22 protein-coding genes are annotated in these 18,166 nt (G+C 41.6%); 11 read left to right on the top strand and 11 right to left on the bottom strand.

Annotation, left to right across the window (positions count from 1 at the left end; genetic code table 11):
- Nucleotides 1–9: 9 nt before the first annotated feature.
- From FTU75_RS10555 to FTU75_RS10545, 3 genes are all read left to right on the top strand, one after another.
- Complete coding sequence (locus tag FTU75_RS10555; protein ID WP_067764038.1) at nt 10–1,038, top strand: DUF4062 domain-containing protein; 1,029 nt, start codon at nt 10–12, stop codon at nt 1,036–1,038.
- A 65-nt stretch (nt 1,039–1,103) separates the two neighbouring features.
- Nucleotides 1,104–2,126 (top strand): ferrochelatase, encoded by a 1,023-nt coding sequence (gene hemH, locus FTU75_RS10550; protein WP_180115920.1) that lies wholly within the window; start codon nt 1,104–1,106, stop codon nt 2,124–2,126.
- 12 nt (nt 2,127–2,138) lie between these two features.
- Entirely contained in the window at nt 2,139–2,783 is a 645-nt protein-coding gene (locus tag FTU75_RS10545) for an MBL fold metallo-hydrolase (RefSeq protein ID WP_180078086.1), read from the top strand.
- Between the two features lie 90 nt (nt 2,784–2,873).
- Here FTU75_RS10545 and FTU75_RS10540 read toward each other — a convergent pair whose 3' ends face one another.
- Entirely contained in the window at nt 2,874–3,059 is a 186-nt protein-coding gene (locus FTU75_RS10540; RefSeq protein WP_078189771.1) for a DNA gyrase inhibitor YacG, read from the bottom strand.
- 83 nt (nt 3,060–3,142) lie between these two features.
- Between FTU75_RS10540 and FTU75_RS10535 the strand changes: the two genes are divergently transcribed.
- The 3 genes from FTU75_RS10535 to FTU75_RS10525 all read left to right on the top strand — a co-directional run bounded on the left by FTU75_RS10535 (nt 3,143) and on the right by FTU75_RS10525 (nt 5,489).
- The gene (locus tag FTU75_RS10535; protein WP_180026647.1) at nt 3,143–3,793 is read left to right on the top strand and encodes an SAM-dependent methyltransferase; all 651 of its coding nucleotides are present in this window, start codon (nt 3,143–3,145) and stop codon (nt 3,791–3,793) included.
- Nucleotides 3,794–3,799: 6 nt separating this feature from the next.
- Nucleotides 3,800–5,005 carry a TIGR03862 family flavoprotein gene (locus tag FTU75_RS10530; protein ID WP_180115919.1) on the top strand — a complete coding sequence of 402 codons (1,206 nt, stop codon included), beginning with the start codon at nt 3,800–3,802 and terminating at the stop codon, nt 5,003–5,005.
- A gap of 73 nt (nt 5,006–5,078) precedes the next feature.
- Nucleotides 5,079–5,489, top strand: a complete 411-nt coding sequence (locus FTU75_RS10525) for a GFA family protein (protein ID WP_180084744.1) — start codon at nt 5,079–5,081, stop codon at nt 5,487–5,489.
- A 78-nt stretch (nt 5,490–5,567) separates the two neighbouring features.
- On the opposite strand, the gene FTU75_RS10520 is transcribed toward FTU75_RS10525, so the two are convergent.
- Nucleotides 5,568–6,140 carry a hypothetical protein gene (locus FTU75_RS10520; RefSeq protein WP_373685863.1) on the bottom strand — a complete coding sequence of 191 codons (573 nt, stop codon included), beginning with the start codon at nt 6,138–6,140 and terminating at the stop codon, nt 5,568–5,570.
- A gap of 15 nt (nt 6,141–6,155) precedes the next feature.
- Entirely contained in the window at nt 6,156–6,932 is a 777-nt protein-coding gene (locus tag FTU75_RS10515) for a class I SAM-dependent methyltransferase (protein WP_180105938.1), read from the bottom strand.
- A 116-nt stretch (nt 6,933–7,048) separates the two neighbouring features.
- Between FTU75_RS10515 and FTU75_RS10510 the strand changes: the two genes are divergently transcribed.
- From FTU75_RS10510 to FTU75_RS10495, 4 genes are all read left to right on the top strand, one after another.
- Nucleotides 7,049–8,320 carry an alpha/beta fold hydrolase gene (locus FTU75_RS10510; protein WP_180115954.1) on the top strand — a complete coding sequence of 424 codons (1,272 nt, stop codon included), beginning with the start codon at nt 7,049–7,051 and terminating at the stop codon, nt 8,318–8,320.
- 124 nt (nt 8,321–8,444) lie between these two features.
- The gene (locus tag FTU75_RS10505; protein ID WP_078189765.1) at nt 8,445–8,636 is read left to right on the top strand and encodes a hypothetical protein; all 192 of its coding nucleotides are present in this window, start codon (nt 8,445–8,447) and stop codon (nt 8,634–8,636) included.
- Between the two features lie 97 nt (nt 8,637–8,733).
- Nucleotides 8,734–9,687: a 2-hydroxyacid dehydrogenase gene (locus FTU75_RS10500; protein WP_180115918.1), complete on the top strand. Its 954-nt coding sequence runs from the start codon at nt 8,734–8,736 to the stop codon at nt 9,685–9,687.
- A 101-nt stretch (nt 9,688–9,788) separates the two neighbouring features.
- Complete coding sequence (locus FTU75_RS10495; protein ID WP_180115917.1) at nt 9,789–10,169, top strand: hypothetical protein; 381 nt, start codon at nt 9,789–9,791, stop codon at nt 10,167–10,169.
- An 82-nt stretch (nt 10,170–10,251) separates the two neighbouring features.
- Here FTU75_RS10495 and FTU75_RS10490 read toward each other — a convergent pair whose 3' ends face one another.
- From FTU75_RS10490 to glyQ, 8 genes are all read right to left on the bottom strand, one after another.
- Nucleotides 10,252–10,761, bottom strand: a complete 510-nt coding sequence (locus FTU75_RS10490; RefSeq protein ID WP_180093233.1) for a hypothetical protein — start codon at nt 10,759–10,761, stop codon at nt 10,252–10,254.
- Between the two features lie 110 nt (nt 10,762–10,871).
- The gene (locus FTU75_RS10485; protein ID WP_373685860.1) at nt 10,872–11,414 is read right to left on the bottom strand and encodes a hypothetical protein; all 543 of its coding nucleotides are present in this window, start codon (nt 11,412–11,414) and stop codon (nt 10,872–10,874) included.
- Nucleotides 11,415–11,621: 207 nt separating this feature from the next.
- Nucleotides 11,622–12,269: a hypothetical protein gene (locus FTU75_RS10480; protein ID WP_180115916.1), complete on the bottom strand. Its 648-nt coding sequence runs from the start codon at nt 12,267–12,269 to the stop codon at nt 11,622–11,624.
- A gap of 352 nt (nt 12,270–12,621) precedes the next feature.
- Nucleotides 12,622–13,011, bottom strand: a complete 390-nt coding sequence (locus FTU75_RS10475; RefSeq protein ID WP_078189759.1) for a hypothetical protein — start codon at nt 13,009–13,011, stop codon at nt 12,622–12,624.
- 106 nt (nt 13,012–13,117) lie between these two features.
- Complete coding sequence (locus FTU75_RS10470; protein WP_180115915.1) at nt 13,118–13,474, bottom strand: DUF3060 domain-containing protein; 357 nt, start codon at nt 13,472–13,474, stop codon at nt 13,118–13,120.
- A 235-nt stretch (nt 13,475–13,709) separates the two neighbouring features.
- Entirely contained in the window at nt 13,710–14,183 is a 474-nt protein-coding gene (locus tag FTU75_RS10465; RefSeq protein WP_180115914.1) for a hypothetical protein, read from the bottom strand.
- Between the two features lie 107 nt (nt 14,184–14,290).
- Complete coding sequence (gene glyS / locus FTU75_RS10460; RefSeq protein WP_180115913.1) at nt 14,291–16,360, bottom strand: glycine--tRNA ligase subunit beta; 2,070 nt, start codon at nt 16,358–16,360, stop codon at nt 14,291–14,293.
- Nucleotides 16,360–17,343 (bottom strand): glycine--tRNA ligase subunit alpha, encoded by a 984-nt coding sequence (glyQ, locus tag FTU75_RS10455; protein WP_180105942.1) that lies wholly within the window; start codon nt 17,341–17,343, stop codon nt 16,360–16,362. Before glyQ ends, glyS begins: the two co-directional genes overlap by 1 nt.
- A gap of 200 nt (nt 17,344–17,543) precedes the next feature.
- On the opposite strand from glyQ, the gene FTU75_RS10450 reads away from it, so the two are divergent.
- The gene (locus FTU75_RS10450; RefSeq protein ID WP_078192784.1) at nt 17,544–18,056 is read left to right on the top strand and encodes a hypothetical protein; all 513 of its coding nucleotides are present in this window, start codon (nt 17,544–17,546) and stop codon (nt 18,054–18,056) included.
- Nucleotides 18,057–18,166: the final 110 nt, after the last annotated feature.

The following is an 18,166-nucleotide window of genomic DNA, read 5'->3' as shown; positions in this document are numbered from 1 at the left end:
GGATCACTAATGCTCGATAAGCGTTATCAAGTATTCATTTCCACATCTGGTAGCGAAATGCAGCCAGAACGGATTATTTTGGCTCAGACGCTTGTGGGAATGGGGTTTTTCTCATGGGGGCTAGAACAACGCACACCATTGAGCACTGCTTTTGCACGTCGTCAAATTGACGATTGTGACTATGTGATGATTTTATTGGGTAGTCAATACGGTGAGCAGTCTGTGTCTGGTGTGGGCTATATGCACCTTGAATACATCTATGCGGTGACCAAGCAAAAACCTGTCATTGTGTTTATGCATGATGATCCAGATTCACGTGATGATGCGTTACATGATGCTAAACCTGAACTTCGTGAAAAATTTAAAGAATTTAGAAAACTATTACAAAATGAAGTTGATCAAGTTTTTACCTATCGTAGTTTGCGTGATTTAGAAATGGCAGTTCGATTGAACATGCCACAAATGCTAGAACGCTATCCTGTTACAGGTTGGGTGCGACCACAGAATACTCAAGCTTTACATGATGAAATTGATCGTTTAAAAGCCCAGTTAGTTCAACTCGAAACAGAGTCGGGAAAACGCGAAGTTGATCCGTTCTTATCTTTACCAAAAGTGTCGATGCATGAACTATTTTCATTTGAATACCGCATGCACGCTTATCAAGATGGTAATTTCAAAGAATTAAAAGTACAGAAGAAAATGACGTGGGCGCAGCTCTTGTCGATTTTAGGCGCAACCTTTGTTAATCCAACCCCTGAAGAATTCTTCTCTAAACGAATGAATGAGTTTTTGAATGAAACAGGTTTGGATGATGCACGTATTGAGATGCCACGTGCTCATGCGGTTGCGCGGGCACAAGTGAATATTCGTGCTTTACACAGCATTAAAAGCCAGATGCGGCAGAATGACTGGATTGTGCCCAATGGCCGAGATGATCGTCAGCGGATGTTGTGGCAAGTGACCAGTAAAGGTCAAAAATTACTAGAAAGTAATTTGCTTGATAATGATCGAGTTTTTCAATTTAAATCTGCATATTAATCTATTTTATTAAATGGATTAAAAGCTGCTACATTAGCGTCATTCAAATTGATGGAAAAAGCGTAATGTTGCCTGTCGAGAAAGCTAAAGTCACCATTATTCTGGCGAATCTAGGTACGCCTGATGCGCCAACTGTGCCCGCAGTGCGTCGTTTTCTGCAACAGTTTTTGTCAGATCAGCGGGTGATTGAAATCCCGAAACCGATTTGGCAAATCATTCTACGTTTGTTTATTTTGCCATTTCGCCCTAAACGTGTTGCACATGCTTATGACATGGTTTGGGGTAATGATTCGCCCATGCGTGAAATTTTATTTGAGCAAGTTGCCGCAGTAAAACAGCATCTCACAGCAAAATATCCAGAATTTGAACTGAATGTGATTCCGGCCATGACTTATGGTAATCCAGGGATTTCTACCGCTTTAGCGCAATTGGCTGAGCAGCCACAAGACCACATCGTCCTGTTTCCACTATTCCCACAATATTCAGCAACATCGACTGCACCGCTATATGATGCGATCGCACAATGGATTCCGCAGCAACGCAATTTGCCGGGTTTGAGCATTATTCGTGACTACTATCAGCACCCGCTATTTATTCAAGCATTAGCGCAAAGTGTGCGTGATTATCAAGCGGAGCATGGGGTCGCGGATAAGTTGCTGATGTCTTTTCATGGCATTCCACAGCCTTATGCCGATAAAGGTGATCCCTATGCAGATCGTTGCCGTGTGACTGGGCATTTGGTTGCAAAAGCCTTGGGTTTAACTGCTGAACAGTATGAGATTAGTTTCCAATCGCGCTTTGGTAAGCAAGAATGGGTGAAACCTTATACCGATGCCACTTTGGAAGCGTGGGGCAAACAAGGCGTGAAATCGGTACAGGTTATGAGCCCTGCATTTTCAGCGGATTGTTTGGAAACGCTAGAAGAGTTGGCGCTGCAAAATGCTGAAACTTTCCAAGCTGCAGGCGGTGGTGAATATGGCTATATTCCCGCATTAAACGCGCGGGATGATCATGTCGCATTGCTCAATTTATTACTTCAAGCTAATCTTGATGCCTTAAAGCAAACATTAGCCCATTCATCGCCTTGAGGTTTTCGCCCTATGTTGCAAGTTAAAATCGTTCCCGTCACGGCATTTCAACAAAACTGTTCCATTGTTTGGGACTCTGAGTCGAAAGAAGCGGTCTTGATTGATGCAGGGGGAGAGCCGGAAAAATTAAAAGCTGAAGTTGAAGCGCTCGGTTTAACGGTCAAAGCCTTGTGGTTGACACATGGCCATTTAGACCATGCAGGTGCGGTTGGCGCATTAACCCAAGCATGGAATGTTCCAGTGATTGGCCCGCATAAAGAAGATGCATTTTGGCTCGACATGATTCAAGACGTATCAGCCAAATATGGCTTTCCGATTCCTGAAAATGTCCATGTGACCCAATGGTTAGAAGGCGGCGAAACACTGAAACTGGGTGAAGAAGAGTTTGAAGTACGTTTTGCACCAGGGCATACCCCAGGCCACGTCATGTTCTATAACGCTAAATATGGGGTGTTATGGACGGGTGATGTTTTATTTAAAGGTTCTATCGGCCGGACAGATTTTCCGCGTGGCAATCATCAGCAGCTATTAGACTCGATTCAACGCGAATGCTTTAGTTTACCTGACGATACTCAGTTTATTTCTGGGCATGGGCCAATGAGTACCATTGGTTATGAAAAGCAGCACAATCCTTTTGTTGCGGGTAAAGCGGGTTAAGCAACAAGATTGAGAAAGCCAATAAAAAAAAGGAATCCACACGGATTCCTTTTTTATTTACCTAAATAACAGGTTTATGAACTTGAGTCCTTAGAATTGATCTTCTTCACGGCCACCATCAGCTTGAGGTGCATCTTGGGTTGGCAGGCGATATTCGTCATTGGCCCAAGCACCAAGATCAATCAATTTGCAGCGATCTGAGCAAAACGGGCGATATTCATTATTTTCCCAAGTCGTCAATGCGCCGCAGCGTGGACAATTCATGGTGGTGGGCATGCTTAACTCCAGCAAAAACGGATGATTCAATTAGGCAAAAACAGTCGCAGTTGTTAGACTTATGCGGTTCTGTTTAGTTTGATCTGTTTATGCCTATTCGTCAATTTCAAGCGCAGCGTATGCGAGCTCCCCGTGATTTTCAGCCGATTGATTCCACGCCGATTTGTGTGGAAATTGGGGCTGGTAAAGGTAAACATGCATTATTGTTTTCAGCCAATCACCCTGAATTTCAATTGATTGCTGTTGAGCGGACACGTGAAAAATTTGTGGCAATGCAAAAGCAGCATCAACTTGAAGGGCAAAGCAATTTAACTCCAATTCACGCTGATGCATTGCCTTGGGTAGTACATGCCTTACATCCTGCGCAAGTACAGCAATTCTTTATTTTGTATCCAAACCCTGAACCGCATAATCCTGCACAGCGCTGGTTAAATATGCCATTTTTTGAATTTCTATTGTCGCGTTTGCAGCCGGGTGGTCAGATTACCTTGGCCAGTAATATTCCTGAATATATTGAGGAAGCGCAGCAGCAGTTAATCGATGTTTGGAAGCTACCTTTTGTCAAAGAACGCATTGCAGAGACTTCAGCACGCACGCATTTTGAAATTAAATATCTAGAACGCGGTGAACTCTGTCAGCAGCTAATCATTACCAAGCCTGTAGATTACACCACACGTTTTGATGATTTTCAGCCGCTACAAGGTAAGCAACCCACCGAAGCATCTGCGGAATAATTGGGCATGACTCAGCGTATTGCAATCATTGGGGCAGGTCCTGCGGGATTGATGGCGGCGGAAGTGCTTAGCCAATTTGACTATGACATTCATGTTTATGAGCAAAAACCATCGGCAGCCCGTAAATTTTTAATGGCGGGCAAGACGGGGCTGAATATTTCGCATGCAGAACCCGTTGAACAATTTGTGCAGCGCTATGATCAAGTGGAATGGCTGAGCCCATGGGTTAAGCAGTGGGATGCAGCATGGATTCAACAATGGATGAAGGGGTTGGGCATTGAAACCTATATTGGTTCATCGGGTCGGGTCTTTCCGATTGAGATGAAAGCTGCGCCTTTACTGCGTTCATGGTTAAAACGTCTTAGTCTAGACGGGGTACAGTTTCATTATCGACATCAAGTTTTGGACTTGCAGTCCAATCAGCTAACGATTCAAAACCTTGTTGATGAATCAAGTCAAGTACTTGGTTTTGATGCAATTATTATGGCATGTGGCGCAGTGTCTTGGTCACGTTTAGGCAGTGATGGCGCATGGCAAAAATGGCTGCAGCCTGAGTGTATTGAAGCTTTTCAGGCCAGTAATGCCGGTGTGGAACGCGTTTGGTCGAAGTTTATGCAGCCCGTGTTTGGACAGCCTTTAAAGCGGGTCAATGCATGGGTCGAGCAAGCCGAACCGACCCAAGGTGATATCATCATTTCACACTATGGACTGGAAAGTGGATTGATCTACAAACAAGGTCGTGCTTTGCGTCAACAAGTGAAATCTGCTCAGCCAATGCAGCTGACTTTGGACTTATTGCCAGATCAAAGTGTTGAACAATTGGCTAAGAAATTACAGCCTTCGAAAAAGCAATCTTTAACCAATGTTTGGCGTAAAGCCGGTTTAGATGTGGCGAAAGCTGCACTGGTCCGTGAACTGGTGGATAAATCTTTGTGGCATGAACCTGCCTTACTTGCTGCGAAAATTAAACACTTAAATATTCAACTTGATGGATTTCGCCCGATAGATGAGGCGATTAGTTGCGCAGGTGGTGTGAAGCGTTCAGTCCTAAATGATGGCTTACAATTGAAGAGCAATCCTGCAGTATTTGTCTGTGGAGAAATGTTGGATTGGGATGCGCCTACTGGAGGTTATTTGCTGACGGCATGCCTTGCAACCGGTCGAGCAGCGGGTGAAGGGGTTCAAAACTATCTGGTTTCTTTGCAGAACTAAGCGCTTCAAATTGTCACAATCTTGCTGAGGAGTTGTGATATTTTGAGATGAAATTCTTCTAAGAAAGACCACTATGCGCGTACAAGAACAATATACCGGAAGCTGCTTGTGTGGAGCGGTTTGTTATGAGATCAATGGTCCGATTGGTGAAATCGTGCAATGTCATTGTTCTCGGTGTAGAAAAGCCAATGGTACAGCATTTGCGACCAATGCTCCAATAGCCAAAGCAGATTTCAAAATTGTGTCGGGTGAACAGGTATTGAAAAAGTTTAAATCTTCACCAACCACACAGCGTTGTTTTTGTGGGGAATGTGGTTCACCAATTATGAGTATTAAAACCGATACCCCGGATTACTATCGCTTACGTATAGGAACACTGGATACACCCATACAGCAAGTACCAGTCTGCCATATATTTGTCAGCTCGAAAGCAGAATGGGAAAGCATTCATGATGATTTACCGCAATATGCAGAGCATCCTTAATTTTTTTGCGTTGTATTTCTAAATATAAAAGGGTTCACGTGGAACCCTTTTTGTTTAAGTCATTTTTCGACTTTTAATTTATTGAGCTTGAGCAGGATGTTTAAGCTCGGGATATTGTTCTTGCCAATGTCCCAATTGTTCTTGAGCATGAATAAACTGACCGAGACCTTTGACACTATCACCAGGATTTTTCAACTCACCATCGGCTGTTTGATTTTTCTCACGATAAATTTGTGATTGATTGTCCCAGTACTGGTACATCAAGCCTTGAATGTAACGGCCTTGTTCAGTTTTCATTTCGAGTTCTTTGAGCATATTCAGTGCTGACTGGATGTTGTCACGCTTACGCTGTGTAGCAAATTCATCAGTGAGTTTGCCTTCCTCACGCAGTTTCATCAGCTCATCTTCCATCTCATCGCTAATTTGACTAAAGCTCTCGTCATATTGCGTCAGTAGCGTTAAGTCGTGTAGATCATCTGGGGTCTTGGCAAAGTTTTTAATAGGATCACTATTTAGCTCTTTCATGATTTGATCGTCGGAACTGATTTCACTATTTTGTTCCACCGTTTTAGATGATTTTTCACATGCAGTGAGTCCTAGCACCGTACCCATGAAGAAGACGACACTGAATTTTTTAAAAGAGATTGGCATGAGCATAATCGTGTCCTAATGTGTTTTTCTAAAGATATAGACATGCGTGATATACGGAAAATCAATGAAATCCTGTGCAGTCTTTTGGGTTGATTCAGCCACGATATTTTCAAATTGTTGTTTCAGTTTTTGTTGTTCATCCGTGCTTAACGCTGCAATAAAACTGGTGGACAATAATCGTTTGGAAACCACGTGTTCCACTGTACCATGATGCAATTGTTGAAAGGTGGTTTCGGCAATTAATTTAAATGTTTGCTGCTGTTCAAACACTTTTTGCCATTGCCCACTATGATAACGTGGTGTGTCACCTTCGAGTTCACTCAAGACATCAGCGAGTTGTTTGACCCAATTGACTTGGATATCACGCTGGTTCCAAATCAAAACAAGATCACCATTGGGAACTAAGATACGACTGATTTCATTGAGGGTTTCAGGGGTGGCAAACCAATGAAATGATTGGGCACAAAATACCGCGGCTACAGAATGATCATGCAGTGGAATCTGATCACTTTGGGCGGCTAAAGTTGCAATATGCGGATGTTTTTTCTGCAATTGTTGCAGCATTTCATGCACAGGTTCGATCGCGGTGATATTTTCACTGAGTGGGCGAATATACTCGAGAAATTTGCCTGTACCTGAGCCTAAGTCCACCAGATGGGCTTGAGGGGCTAAAGCTAAATGTTGTTGTAGCCACGCACTGATTTCAATCGGGTAGTCAGGACGGGCTTGTTGATAGAGTTCAGCTGCAGAGCTAAAGCCTTGTTGTGCGGCAGGATGTATTGAATGTGTCATATTCTGCACTTTTTAATCTGTATGGCCTCTATAAAATAGCATATTCGGAACAAGATAAACTTTGAATGCAACAAGGAAGGAAAAGCGTGACGCAACAAGGACTGAAGCAAAGCACAATGGAAAAGCACATCATTTTTGAAGATGATCAAATTCGTGTCATTTTTCAGCCTGGCAGTTCTAGTGAGCTTATTTTCTCCTTCGGTGATTTGATTACCCGCGCCAAGGGCTTGAGCATCAATGCAGAGAAGTCTTTGCAAAAATATGATTTTAATGTGATCGGTGTGATGCCGAAACAAAAATCGTGGTTTCCAGCATCGTCAATGCAACCGATGTATCAAGCCATCAAGCCGATCCTCGAACAATTTGAGATGCGAATTGCTTATGGTGGTTCCATGGGTGGCTATGCAGCCATTAAGTATGCCAATTTATTTGGATTCCAGCGCGTGGTGAGTATGGTGCCACAGTTCTCCATAGACCCTGAAGACATTGTCGATACACGCTATGGCATGTTCTTTCAACCTAATCTGCATGCCAATATGCGAGTACTTGCTGAAGATGTATCGACTACACGCGAATATATCGTGGTGTATGATCCTTATTGTCCAGAAGATCGCGCGCATTTTGAAAAATTACAGGCTTTAATTCCGCATGTGCATGTGTTGCATCTACCGTTCACAGGGCATGATGCAATTGCAGTGTTGGCGAGTTCAGAACTGTTAAATGATTTCTTAAGACATCCTTTTGATGCGCCGTATTTTTATCAAAAAATGCGTCGGGTTAAGAAAAACAGTAAATTCTACTATCGAAAAGTCATCGAAAATTTACTGACACGTCATCGAGATGCCTTGGGTGAAATTTTAAAAAGCAATTCGTTTCAGCTTGATCCACAATTTTTTGATGCCAAACAAAAACAAACCTTATTACGGGTATTGTTTAATAACAAACAAGTCAGTGAGCAAGATCTACAAAAGTTAGGAATCACGACCTTTTTACCACAGGAAAATCGTAGCCTACTACTCGACCAGTTTGAACATGGTTTAGTGTTTAATGTGATTAGCCAAAAAATTGAAAGCTATGCAGCCGGTGTGATTGCGCTGAACCATAAGTTTTTGATTCCTTTGCAGCCGAAGGGCACAGGCCTGGTATACGTACAAGTCCAAGATGAGCGTTACATGGTGGTGATGAATGACCGTCAGGTAATGAAACTGGTCTTAGCTCAAGATGAATTGGCGACAGGTATGCATCCGATTTTAATGCAGAAATATGTGGGCTATTACACGCTGAACTATAAAGAACTGCGTTTGAGTAGTGATGAATTTGGTCAAGTCTTCTTTGTCGAAAACGCCGATGAATCTTGCCAGTTCGTGGTGCAGCCCGAACAGATTTAAGCTCGGCATTTGTTTGAAAATCCAAAGCTTGCTAATTTGTAGGAAGGGATTATGATGAAAGAAAGGTAGTATAAAAAACAATCATACCACCTAAATCATCATAAGGAATATGAGGGGTATCAGTATGCATTCAACACAGATGCTTGCTGTATTATTCATCTTAGTGCTGACCATGGGTTCAGCCTATGCACAGGGGGTTAGTTCAAGCATACTGATTTTTAGCAGCAGTATGTTGTTACTTACGATACTGACCATTTATGTCATACTCAAAATTCGAAATTCATTGCAACATCATCTCGATAAACCCGCGAAATAGCGGGTTTTTTTATATGCTGTTCGATTGCACTTTGGTGCATCACAGGTTTTAATCATCCACAATCGAATTTTTATAATCGGCCAGAAGGGAAGCAGCCATGAAAGCGGTATTTCTAGATTATCAGTCTCTAGATAAACAGGACTTAGATTTTAGCGGACTAGAAGCACAGTTTGATGAATTGACACTCTATCCAGCAACAACGGCTGCAGAGGTTGCTCAGCGCATACAAGGGGCTGATGTGATTATCAGCAATAAAGTACACATCAATGCTGAGCATATGCAGCTCAATCCGCAATTAAAACTGATCTTGATTTCTGCTACTGGCACCAATAATGTTGACCTTGTACAAGCACAACAACAAGGCATCGTGGTGTGTAATTGCCAAGCTTATGGCACCGCTGCGGTCGCACAGCATACCTTGATGTTAATGTTGAACTTGGCGACATCATTTCGACAGTATGATCGGGCGGTCCAACAGGGAGATTGGCAAAAAGCAGATCAGTTCTGCTTACTAGATTTTCCAATTATTGAGTTGGCTGGTAAGACTTTGGGGATTGTCGGCTATGGCGAATTGGGGCAAGCCGTGGCCCATTTGGCTAAAGCGTTTGGCATGAAAATTATGATTGGCGCGCTACCGAATCGACCTATGGCAGCTGAGCGTGTGGCATTTTCTGAGATGTTAGCGCAGGTCGATTTTCTCAGTTTGCATTGTCCTTTAACAGAGGAAACCCGTGATTTACTCAATCATGAAAGCTTGGCTCAAATGAAAGCATTGGCCTTTGTGATCAATTGTGCACGAGGTGGTGTGGTTAATGAATCGGCATTAGCCGAGGCATTAAAATTAGGGACGATCGCAGGCGCAGCAACCGATGTCTTGACGGTTGAGCCACCCAAGCAGGGTAATGTGCTGCTCGACCCAAGTATTCCAAATTTAATTATTACTCCACATAGTGCATGGGGAAGCGTCGATGCGCGACAACGCATTGTGCAGCAATTGGTGGAAAATGTAGAAGCCTTTAAAGCGGGAATGGTCATTCGGCAGGTCAATTAAAATCGAGTTTAAGGAACATTATTTTTGAACAATGCTCCATATAAATAGGGATGTCTATGCAGGTCGATCTTGCCAATAAAAAAAGTTTAAGAATATTTTGCATGCTGATTCTCTTTACCGCATGCATTACTTGGGCATGGTACAGTTATGTACTAAATATCAGTGAAAATTATTTATTCCAGAATCCTGATTTTGAAGTTCATAAATTCATGCCGACCTTACAAGTTGTGCTGGTTTCGGTATTTTTTATTGCGCATTTCGTCTTGGCGCTTATTGATTTTTTAAATCGCTATTGGTACTGGGGGCTATGGCTTGTTGTAGTGCCTATTATTGTGGGACAGGTCTATTTTTCCGTCTTTGGAGAGGTTGCGCATATTGATCGTTTATCAGTCTGGGTTGACTATCCATTTTGCCTGTTGATGCTTATTCAAATCTGTACAGCATCGTTTGTACGTAGGCGATATCTCAAACCTGCTCCTTAATGCTTAATTTAATAGCTAAATTTGAGTTGATGAAATTCACCTATTCGCTAGGTAGATCTTAGAGAATATGTAAAGGAAGCTTCTAGCAATTTTTCAAAAATTTAGCATTGAAATGATTTTTGATCCGCTCAAATTCAAGTTCAGTCTTGATACTGTTTGGCATCATGATTCGTAAATAACTTTTTTCGAGTTTAAAAGGCTCTTTGGTATTGGGTACAGGATTAAAGCCACCATTTGGGTAGATCAAATTTGTCTCATAGGCACGTAAAATCTGATCATTGTGAAAATAGAAACTTGTTAGGGATTGATTGGATTCACCAAAAAGATAAAGATTAATTTTGCATTGACCATCGAGTTGATACAGTGTCGCTTCATTGCCTTCAGTCGATTTGTATTCTTCGTCATCTAGCATCTCTAAGGTTTGTAATAATTTACCTTCGGCATCATGGTTATATTGGTATGAATCGTACAATTGGGGAAAAATAGTTTGCAACTGTGGATAACTTTTCAACAATTGTGGAAAACGTTGTAAGCCAATCACAGAGCCAACACAGAGCAGAATGCCAAGCAAGATACCAAATAAAATTCGCATTTTTTCTCATTAATTCATTGTTTTTATAGGCATAGGCCAAAGACCAAAAGCATTCAATTTTGGTTTTAAAAAAGCCCAACCAAAGTTGAGCTTTTAAATGTAGTGTTAAATTATAAATCAGTCACAGGATAGGTTGTAGACGTCGAACTCGAAGGATAGCTACTTTGAGGATATTGATTGTTATTTTGCCCCGCATTGTTGCTCGGAGCCGTATTGATCGTATTTCCTGAAGACGGTTCACTCAACGACTGTTGGCTAATGGGCGCAGGTTGGCTGGTTTTGCCTGTGATATTTTCACGGGTTTGCTTCAATTTTTCATTGACGTTTTGAGTGGCTTGCTGTGCGCCCTGATCAACCTGTTGCACTGTATTTTGAGTAGCAGTTTTCGTATTGTCCCAAGCTTGGTCAACCGAAGGTTTAATTTTAGAAATTCCACGTTCAGTCATTTCACCAATATTTTTAGCAGCACCGACCACGCCTTCTTGGGCTTTATAGGCCCACACATGCAATAAATTTGGATTATCGCCATAAGGGCTCACAGGTTTTTTCGTTTGTTGCTCAGTACTTTGCGCTGCTGCGTTTTCTTGTGCCCAAAGCATGGGTGTCGTGAATATTAAGCTTATGCATAGCGTTGCTTTTAATGAAATCTTCACAGCTTCACCTCTGAATTTTATAGATTTTCTATCTGATGAATGGTTTTAACGCATTATAGGAAAAATTGCAGCGAAAAAAACTTGCCGTAGCAAAATCAATACAGCAAATGACAGCTTTGTACGCGTTTGTATTTTGCATAAGGTAAAAAAAGGCCCACCGAAGGGTGAGCCTACTCTCTGGAGGAGAGGGTATGAAAGCCAGTTTATTTATTTGTGAGCACCTAAGCTGGCTTCATGTGAGCTATGGACTTCAGCTTGTGCGACAGGCGTTTGCAACTGTACATTGCTACTGCCACTCACATTGGCTTCTTGACCTTTTTGGAAATTCGCTTTGGTTTGTTGCCATTTTTCACTGGCAAATTGGCGACCTTCCTGAGCTCTTTCACCTAAATAGCTCTTGGTTTGATCAACTTTGTTGTCGACATTGCTTTTACGTTCATCGAGTTTTGCTTTGTCTTTTGCAGCTTTTTCGTCGAGCTGTGCTTTGCGCTCATCAAGCTTAGCTTTATTTTGCTCAGCCTTGGCATCGATCTTGGCTTTCGCTGCGTCTGACTTTTCATCTTTAGACTGTTTTAGGTCAGCCCATTTATTTTTAGCATCTTGCTTTTTGTCAGCACTGAATTCTTTGGTGTCTTGCCATTTTTCTTGGGTGAATGTTTTGGTCTTATCGACGCCTTTTTCAATTTTGTCACCGGCTGTATGCGCAGACTGATTAATGTCTTGTTTTAGATTTTGCAGTACAGACGGTTGCTGTGTTTCAACTTTCGCATTGGCTTCTACTGCGGTGTTCGCAAATAGTGGGGTGGTTGCGAATAATGCTGCGGTGATCAGTGTTGTTTTAAATAAAGGTTTCATCTTTGCATTTGTCCTCTTTTATTGAACGCTGCTGTTGCACTCAGCATTTGCGCTTTTGGAGCAGAGGACATCTTAAGAGTAAAAAAAAGCAAAAAGTGGTTTTGTGCGATAAGTCACACAATGCAATAACAGCTCAGATACGCGGAAGTTTGAAGTGTGGAAACTTGGTTAAGTTAATGCATTATTGTAATTTTATGAAAATACAGTGGCTTATATGTGTTTTGCGCGTTGCTGTGGTGTGGTGCCAGTTACGATTTTCATGATTAAAAATTATGGGTTTGAACGAATTATTGTGCAAGATTCAAGGAAAAATGAAACCATACCTCCATTTTGGAGATATGGTTTTTATTATTTATTCACATTGTGTAAGCGCATCTTTTGCAAAATGACCGCGTAATGCAAGGAAGTTTTTCTGTACATCCGCTGCATTTAAATCAAAATTGTGCGCTGAACTTGTACCATCTTTAGCAAAGGTTGCTGTACCACCTGAAATTAGGGTTAAGCCTTTAAATGACCATTGTTCAACCGATTTTGCTTCTTCTAAATTGCCTGTAAATTCAATCACGCATTTATCTACAAATTTAGTCAGTTTTGCTTTGTTATCTGTGGTATCTGGGTAGACATCAATGTTTTGAACTTCTTGTAATACACCTGTTTCAAGTTGTGGAATCGTTGGTGCAGATGTACATGCAGAAAGTGTTAGACCCGCAAGACCAGTCAAAAGGAATGCTTTCAATTTCATAAGTTTCATTCTTGTTGAGTGTTGTTGGATTGAGTATAGGGAATTGGTGAATTATTGGCTATAGATTTAAGTCTTAAGCCTCAATTCAACTTCATTTACTTAATATTTAACGTTTATAGGCCGCACTTCCTGGACCAACGGCATTGATGCTGACTTGGCGTGATGGATGGGTGCTTTTTTGATAATAGACTTTCGAATTTGGTCCATAAATATTGATTTTATTGACTGATTCTACATAGACCGTCGTATTTGGACCTGCAACCGTAATCATCGGGCAACTGCCTTTTAGAGTAATACGGCTATCTGGAGCAGGAATATTCACTGAGCGTCCTGCGCAATCATAACTTGCAACGGTATCGGGTGAAGAAATGCTGATTTGGGAATGAGTCATTTCCGTTCCAGCATTTGCAGAAGAAAAAGATAGAATCAATAGTCCAAAGCTAAGTAATTTTTTATTCATCATCGGTATTTCATTTTATTCAGGTTGAGTTATTTTTAGCATGCCGAGATTTATTTGCTCAAGTTTTATTCATCTTTATTTAAAACGAGATATTGAGTGCAATGCCAGATCTTTTTCACATTGATGTATTAAGAAGTGATTTCGCTTGGTGATTTATCTAATGTTTCAAACCGTCTCATTGAATTATTAGGACGTTATCCTAAATAACCCATGAAGCCTTAGCTGGTTTATTTAGCGATTAAAGTTTTGGCAAAAAGAACAACAACACAAGGCCACCCAATACTCCACCGATAATGAGCCAATCTTTCTTACGCATATCAGCAACACGAATTATTGAAAAATACAGACTGCTAAAAAATAGAAAAACAAAGACAAATAACACAAGGGGGTTATTGAATATAAATTTAGTACTGCCAAATAAAACGAAAATGGTTGTGCTCGACAACCAATACACCAAACTTAAAACAAATTTTGAAAGCGTTAAGTAACGCACAGTGCGGTCTAATCTGGGCAAAGTCACCGCAACGATGATGATTCCAATAAATCCACCCAAAACAGAAATAATCAAAAAGAATAAAGCACCCATATCTGGCTTGTTTGGAATGTATGGATAAACCTTCCAAAGGTAAAAGCTGCATGCCATCAGTACTGCATGTAAGATAAAAAGATAGAGATCTGGGCGGTAAGGATGATTAGCTGTAATATTTTTCATATATTGTTCTTATCAAAAAATCCCGCTATTTCTAACAGGATTTTACCTAGATTTCAAACGGCATAAAAAAACCCGCTTTAAAGCGGGTTTTTAATGAATACTTAAACTTAGTGTTGAAGTACCGAAATATCAGCCACTTTCGTGAACAAGTCACGAAGCTGTGCAAGCATACGTAAACGGTTCGCTTTTAGGTCAGCATCATCTGCCATCACCATTACACCGTCAAAGAATGCATCGACTGGCGCACGAAGTGCAGCAAGTGCAGAAAGGGCAGCAGTGTAGTCCTTCGCAGCAAATAACGGCTCAACTACAGGTGTGATTTTTGCAAGTTCAGCGAACAATGCTTTTTCAGCATCTTCAACCAAGTTTGCTTCAACCACAGCACCTTCAGGCGCAGCTTCTTTCGCAAGAATATTGGCAACACGTTTGTTTGCAGCAGCAAGTGCAGCAGCTTCAGGGAGGTCACGGAAATGATTTACCGCATTTACACGTTTGTCAAAATCGAGTGGTGATTTTGGAGAAAGTGCTTGAACAGCTTGAATCACATCTACAGCCACGCCTTGGTCTTCGTATTTCGCACGGTAACGACCTTCAAGGAATGCAACAGCATCCGCCAAAGTCTTATCGTGATCTTTTAATACATCGCCATAAGCAGCAAGTGCAAGTTTGATTAGATCTTCAATCGAAACATCTAAATCATTTTCAGTCACAAGACGCAAGATACCAATGGCTGAACGGCGTAGTGCAAACGGGTCTTTAGAACCTGTCGGCGCCTGACCAATACCAAAAATACCTGTCAATGTATCTAAACGGTCAGCAAGCGCAAGCGTAGTACCTGTTTTGGTTTTAGGTAAAAGGTCACCTGCAAATTTAGGTAAGTATTGTTCACCTAAAGATTCAGCGACTTCATCATTTTCGCCTTCAATACGTGCGTAGTAAGTACCGGCAATACCTTGAAGCTCAGGGAATTCACCCACCAACTCAGAGGTTAAGTCGCATTTTGCAAGGAGTGCAGCTTTTTCAGCATCTGCTGGGTTTGCACCAGTGATTGCAGAAAGTGCAACAGCCAAAGTCGCGATACGTTCAGACTTGTTCCATAGTGTGCCAAGTTCTGCTTGGAAGACCATGTTTGCAAGTTTCTCTTTACGAGATGCAAGCGGTTGCTTTTGATCTTGTAAGAAGAAGAATTCAGCATCTGACAAACGAGGACGTACAACTTTCTCGTTACCTTCAATAATTTGAGTCGGGTCTTTAGACTCAATGTTTGACACTGTAATGAAGTAAGGTTGAAGTTTATTGTCGCTATTCACTAAGCAGAAATATTTTTGGTTGTCCTGCATCGTCGTGATGAGTGCTTCTTGCGGCACAGCAAGGAAACGTTCTTCAAAGCTTGCACGAAGCGCAACTGGCCATTCAACCAATGCTGTTACTTCGTCACGTAAGTCCGCAGGGACAATCGCAATGGCATTTACTTCATCAGCCAAAGTTTTGACTTGTTGGTCGATGATGGCTTGGCGCTCTTCAAAGTTTGCAATCACTTTTGCAGTACGCAGGGCATCAAGATAAGCATCGGCATTTACAAGTGTAATTGCTTCAGGAGCATGGAAACGGTGACCATAAGTCACGTTACCTGCTTGGTGATCCTGAATGGTTGCTTCAATTACATCACTGTCTTTCAACAACACAACCCATTTTACAGGACGTACAAACTCAGTACGGCTTGCCGCAGAACGCATGCGTTTTGCGATAGGTAGGTTATCTAAAGCGTGTTGTAAAATTTGAGGAAGTAAAACATCAAGGCTTTGACCTTTTACATCTTTTAAGTAGCACACTTTTTCAACTTTACCTGCTTGGAAAGTTGAAACTTGATCAACCGTAATGCCTTGACCGCGCATAAAGCCTTCAAGTGCTTTAGTCGGTTTGCCTTCGGCATCAAACGCTGCTTGCTTCGCAGGGCCGTCGAAACGTTTTTGAGTGTCGGCTTGCGCAGCATCGACATTCACAATTTTAAGTGCAAGGCGGCGTGGTGCTGCATATGCTTCGATTGAATCGAATGCTAGACCTGCGTCTTTTAAGCCTTTTACCGTTTCTGTATGAAGCGCATCACGTAATTTTTTTAAGCTTTTTGGTGGAAGTTCTTCGCAGCCTAATTCGAACAATACTGTATGTTTAGACATTATTTGCTCTCCTTAGATTCTACTTTTGCTTCAGCTTCAACTTGTGCTTTTAACTGAGCTAATACTTCATCACGTAAAGCAGGTTCTGCCATTGGGAAGCCCAGCTTCGCACGCGCAGCAACATAACTTTGCGCAATCGCACGAGCCAATGTACGTACACGTAAAATATAACGTTGACGTTCAGTTACTGAAATTGCGCCACGTGCATCAAGCAAGTTAAAGCTATGCGATGCTTTAATCACTTGTTCGTATGCAGGAAGTGGAAGTTCAGCTTCCATCAAGCGAGTTGCTTCAGCTTCATAGAAGTCAAATAGGTCAAACATTTTTTCAACATTGGCATATTCAAAGTTGTAAGTGGATTGTTCAACTTCGTTTTGGTGGAACACATCGCCATAGGTCACTGTACCGAATTGACCTTTGGTCCAAACTAAATCGTAAACTGAGTCTACACCTTGGAGGTACATCGCTAGACGTTCTAGACCGTAAGTGATTTCGCCAGTTACAGGGTAGCATTCAACACCACCGACTTGTTGGAAGTAAGTGAACTGAGTCACTTCCATACCATTTAACCAAACTTCCCAACCTAAGCCCCAAGCACCCAGTGTTGGAGATTCCCAGTTGTCTTCCACGAAACGAATGTCGTGAACAAGGGTATCAATACCAATGGCTTTTAATGAATCTAAGTACAACTGTTGGATGTTGTCTGGGTTTGGCTTCAACACGACTTGGAACTGGTAGTAGTGTTGTAGACGGTTTGGGTTTTCGCCATAACGGCCATCTTTAGGACGACGAGAAGGCTGAACATAAGCAGCGTTCCAAGTTTCAGGGCCTAAAGCACGTAGGAAAGTTGCAGTGTGGAAAGTACCTGCACCCATTTCCATATCGTAAGGTTGTAACACTACACAACCTTGTTCAGCCCAGTAGTTTTGTAAGGCAAGAATTAAGCCTTGGAAGGTATCAATATGCGATATGGCGCGACTCATGGTCATCCACTTAAAATTAGATAAAAATTGTGCTCAATTATAAGGATTTTGGGGGTGTGTGGCAAAGGGTTAATCATTCTTGAATCAAGCTTTGATGTTTTAATGATGCGCAGAATTTTATATTTTCCTATTGTACAGAATAAAAACGAAGTTACTTGTGGCATAAAGTGGATGAATAAATTGAATGATGAGCGATAACAATGTTTAAGAAGTCTTTTATTGTGATAAGTATGGTGCTATCTGCCTGTAGTACGACGCCTGTAGCTTTGTATTCAGATTCATCACTTCACGCTTCAAAAATTGCGACTATTACAAATTCTTGCAACGCGGAATGTAAGAATTTGATTAAACAGCAGTTAGTGGTCAGCTCAAAGTATCAAATGAGCGAAGGTCTTTTGCTTGAGGTCAATGGTCAGCAGGGGACGCGAAAAGTCACACGAGGAATGGCTTTTGACTCACCTATTCACGGACGGTTTACCACCGCTGTAGAACAGGGAAAAACTGAGCTCGTCATTGATCATAATTCACAGCTAGTTATCGCTCGTCCAGCTCGATTCACTGTTGATTTATTGGGTGGGCATAATTATGTGATTGGACGTATTCGAGTTGAACGAATCCCTTCGGCTTATTATGAATGGTTTCCTATTGTGTATGATGAAACAGCTCAGAAAATTATTTATGGCAGTGAAGATTTAATTGATCAAGATGAATAAGCTGACCGCCTAAATGTTCCTTTGTTTTAGTGAGTGCAGATGTGAGCGCTGATAGATTTTTTATTTTAATTATCAGTAACATATAATGAGAATTTTAGGCTCATTTCTTG

It is taken from the genome of Acinetobacter sp. YH12140 (assembly GCF_013418475.1).
In the GTDB taxonomy this organism is placed as follows: domain Bacteria; phylum Pseudomonadota; class Gammaproteobacteria; order Pseudomonadales; family Moraxellaceae; genus Acinetobacter; species Acinetobacter amyesii.
The sequence above is the reverse complement of the archived record's forward strand: the minus strand, read 5'-3'. Positions and strand labels throughout refer to the sequence as shown.

What these genes read in the sequence shown, in the direction of transcription:
- FTU75_RS10555 (WP_067764038.1), top strand. Translation starts at nt 10, where the DNA reads ATGCTCGATAAGCGTTATCAAGTATTCATTTCCACATCTGGTAGCGAA.
- FTU75_RS10545 (WP_180078086.1), top strand. Translation starts at nt 2,139, where the DNA reads ATGTTGCAAGTTAAAATCGTTCCCGTCACGGCATTTCAACAAAACTGT.
- FTU75_RS10465 (WP_180115914.1), bottom strand. Translation starts at nt 14,183, where the DNA reads ATGAAAAATATTACAGCTAATCATCCTTACCGCCCAGATCTCTATCTT.
- FTU75_RS10490 (WP_180093233.1), bottom strand. Translation starts at nt 10,761, where the DNA reads ATGCGAATTTTATTTGGTATCTTGCTTGGCATTCTGCTCTGTGTTGGC.
- hemH (WP_180115920.1), top strand. Translation starts at nt 1,104, where the DNA reads ATGTTGCCTGTCGAGAAAGCTAAAGTCACCATTATTCTGGCGAATCTA.
- FTU75_RS10480 (WP_180115916.1), bottom strand. Translation starts at nt 12,269, where the DNA reads ATGAAACCTTTATTTAAAACAACACTGATCACCGCAGCATTATTCGCA.
- FTU75_RS10510 (WP_180115954.1), top strand. Translation starts at nt 7,049, where the DNA reads ATGGAAAAGCACATCATTTTTGAAGATGATCAAATTCGTGTCATTTTT.
- FTU75_RS10500 (WP_180115918.1), top strand. Translation starts at nt 8,734, where the DNA reads ATGAAAGCGGTATTTCTAGATTATCAGTCTCTAGATAAACAGGACTTA.
- FTU75_RS10525 (WP_180084744.1), top strand. Translation starts at nt 5,079, where the DNA reads ATGCGCGTACAAGAACAATATACCGGAAGCTGCTTGTGTGGAGCGGTT.
- glyS (WP_180115913.1), bottom strand. Translation starts at nt 16,360, where the DNA reads ATGTCTAAACATACAGTATTGTTCGAATTAGGCTGCGAAGAACTTCCA.
- FTU75_RS10520 (WP_373685863.1), bottom strand. Translation starts at nt 6,140, where the DNA reads ATGCCAATCTCTTTTAAAAAATTCAGTGTCGTCTTCTTCATGGGTACG.
- FTU75_RS10450 (WP_078192784.1), top strand. Translation starts at nt 17,544, where the DNA reads ATGTTTAAGAAGTCTTTTATTGTGATAAGTATGGTGCTATCTGCCTGT.
- FTU75_RS10540 (WP_078189771.1), bottom strand. Translation starts at nt 3,059, where the DNA reads ATGCCCACCACCATGAATTGTCCACGCTGCGGCGCATTGACGACTTGG.
- FTU75_RS10495 (WP_180115917.1), top strand. Translation starts at nt 9,789, where the DNA reads ATGCTGATTCTCTTTACCGCATGCATTACTTGGGCATGGTACAGTTAT.
- FTU75_RS10515 (WP_180105938.1), bottom strand. Translation starts at nt 6,932, where the DNA reads ATGACACATTCAATACATCCTGCCGCACAACAAGGCTTTAGCTCTGCA.
- glyQ (WP_180105942.1), bottom strand. Translation starts at nt 17,343, where the DNA reads ATGAGTCGCGCCATATCGCATATTGATACCTTCCAAGGCTTAATTCTT.
- FTU75_RS10470 (WP_180115915.1), bottom strand. Translation starts at nt 13,474, where the DNA reads ATGATGAATAAAAAATTACTTAGCTTTGGACTATTGATTCTATCTTTT.
- FTU75_RS10475 (WP_078189759.1), bottom strand. Translation starts at nt 13,011, where the DNA reads ATGAAATTGAAAGCATTCCTTTTGACTGGTCTTGCGGGTCTAACACTT.
- FTU75_RS10530 (WP_180115919.1), top strand. Translation starts at nt 3,800, where the DNA reads ATGACTCAGCGTATTGCAATCATTGGGGCAGGTCCTGCGGGATTGATG.
- FTU75_RS10505 (WP_078189765.1), top strand. Translation starts at nt 8,445, where the DNA reads ATGCATTCAACACAGATGCTTGCTGTATTATTCATCTTAGTGCTGACC.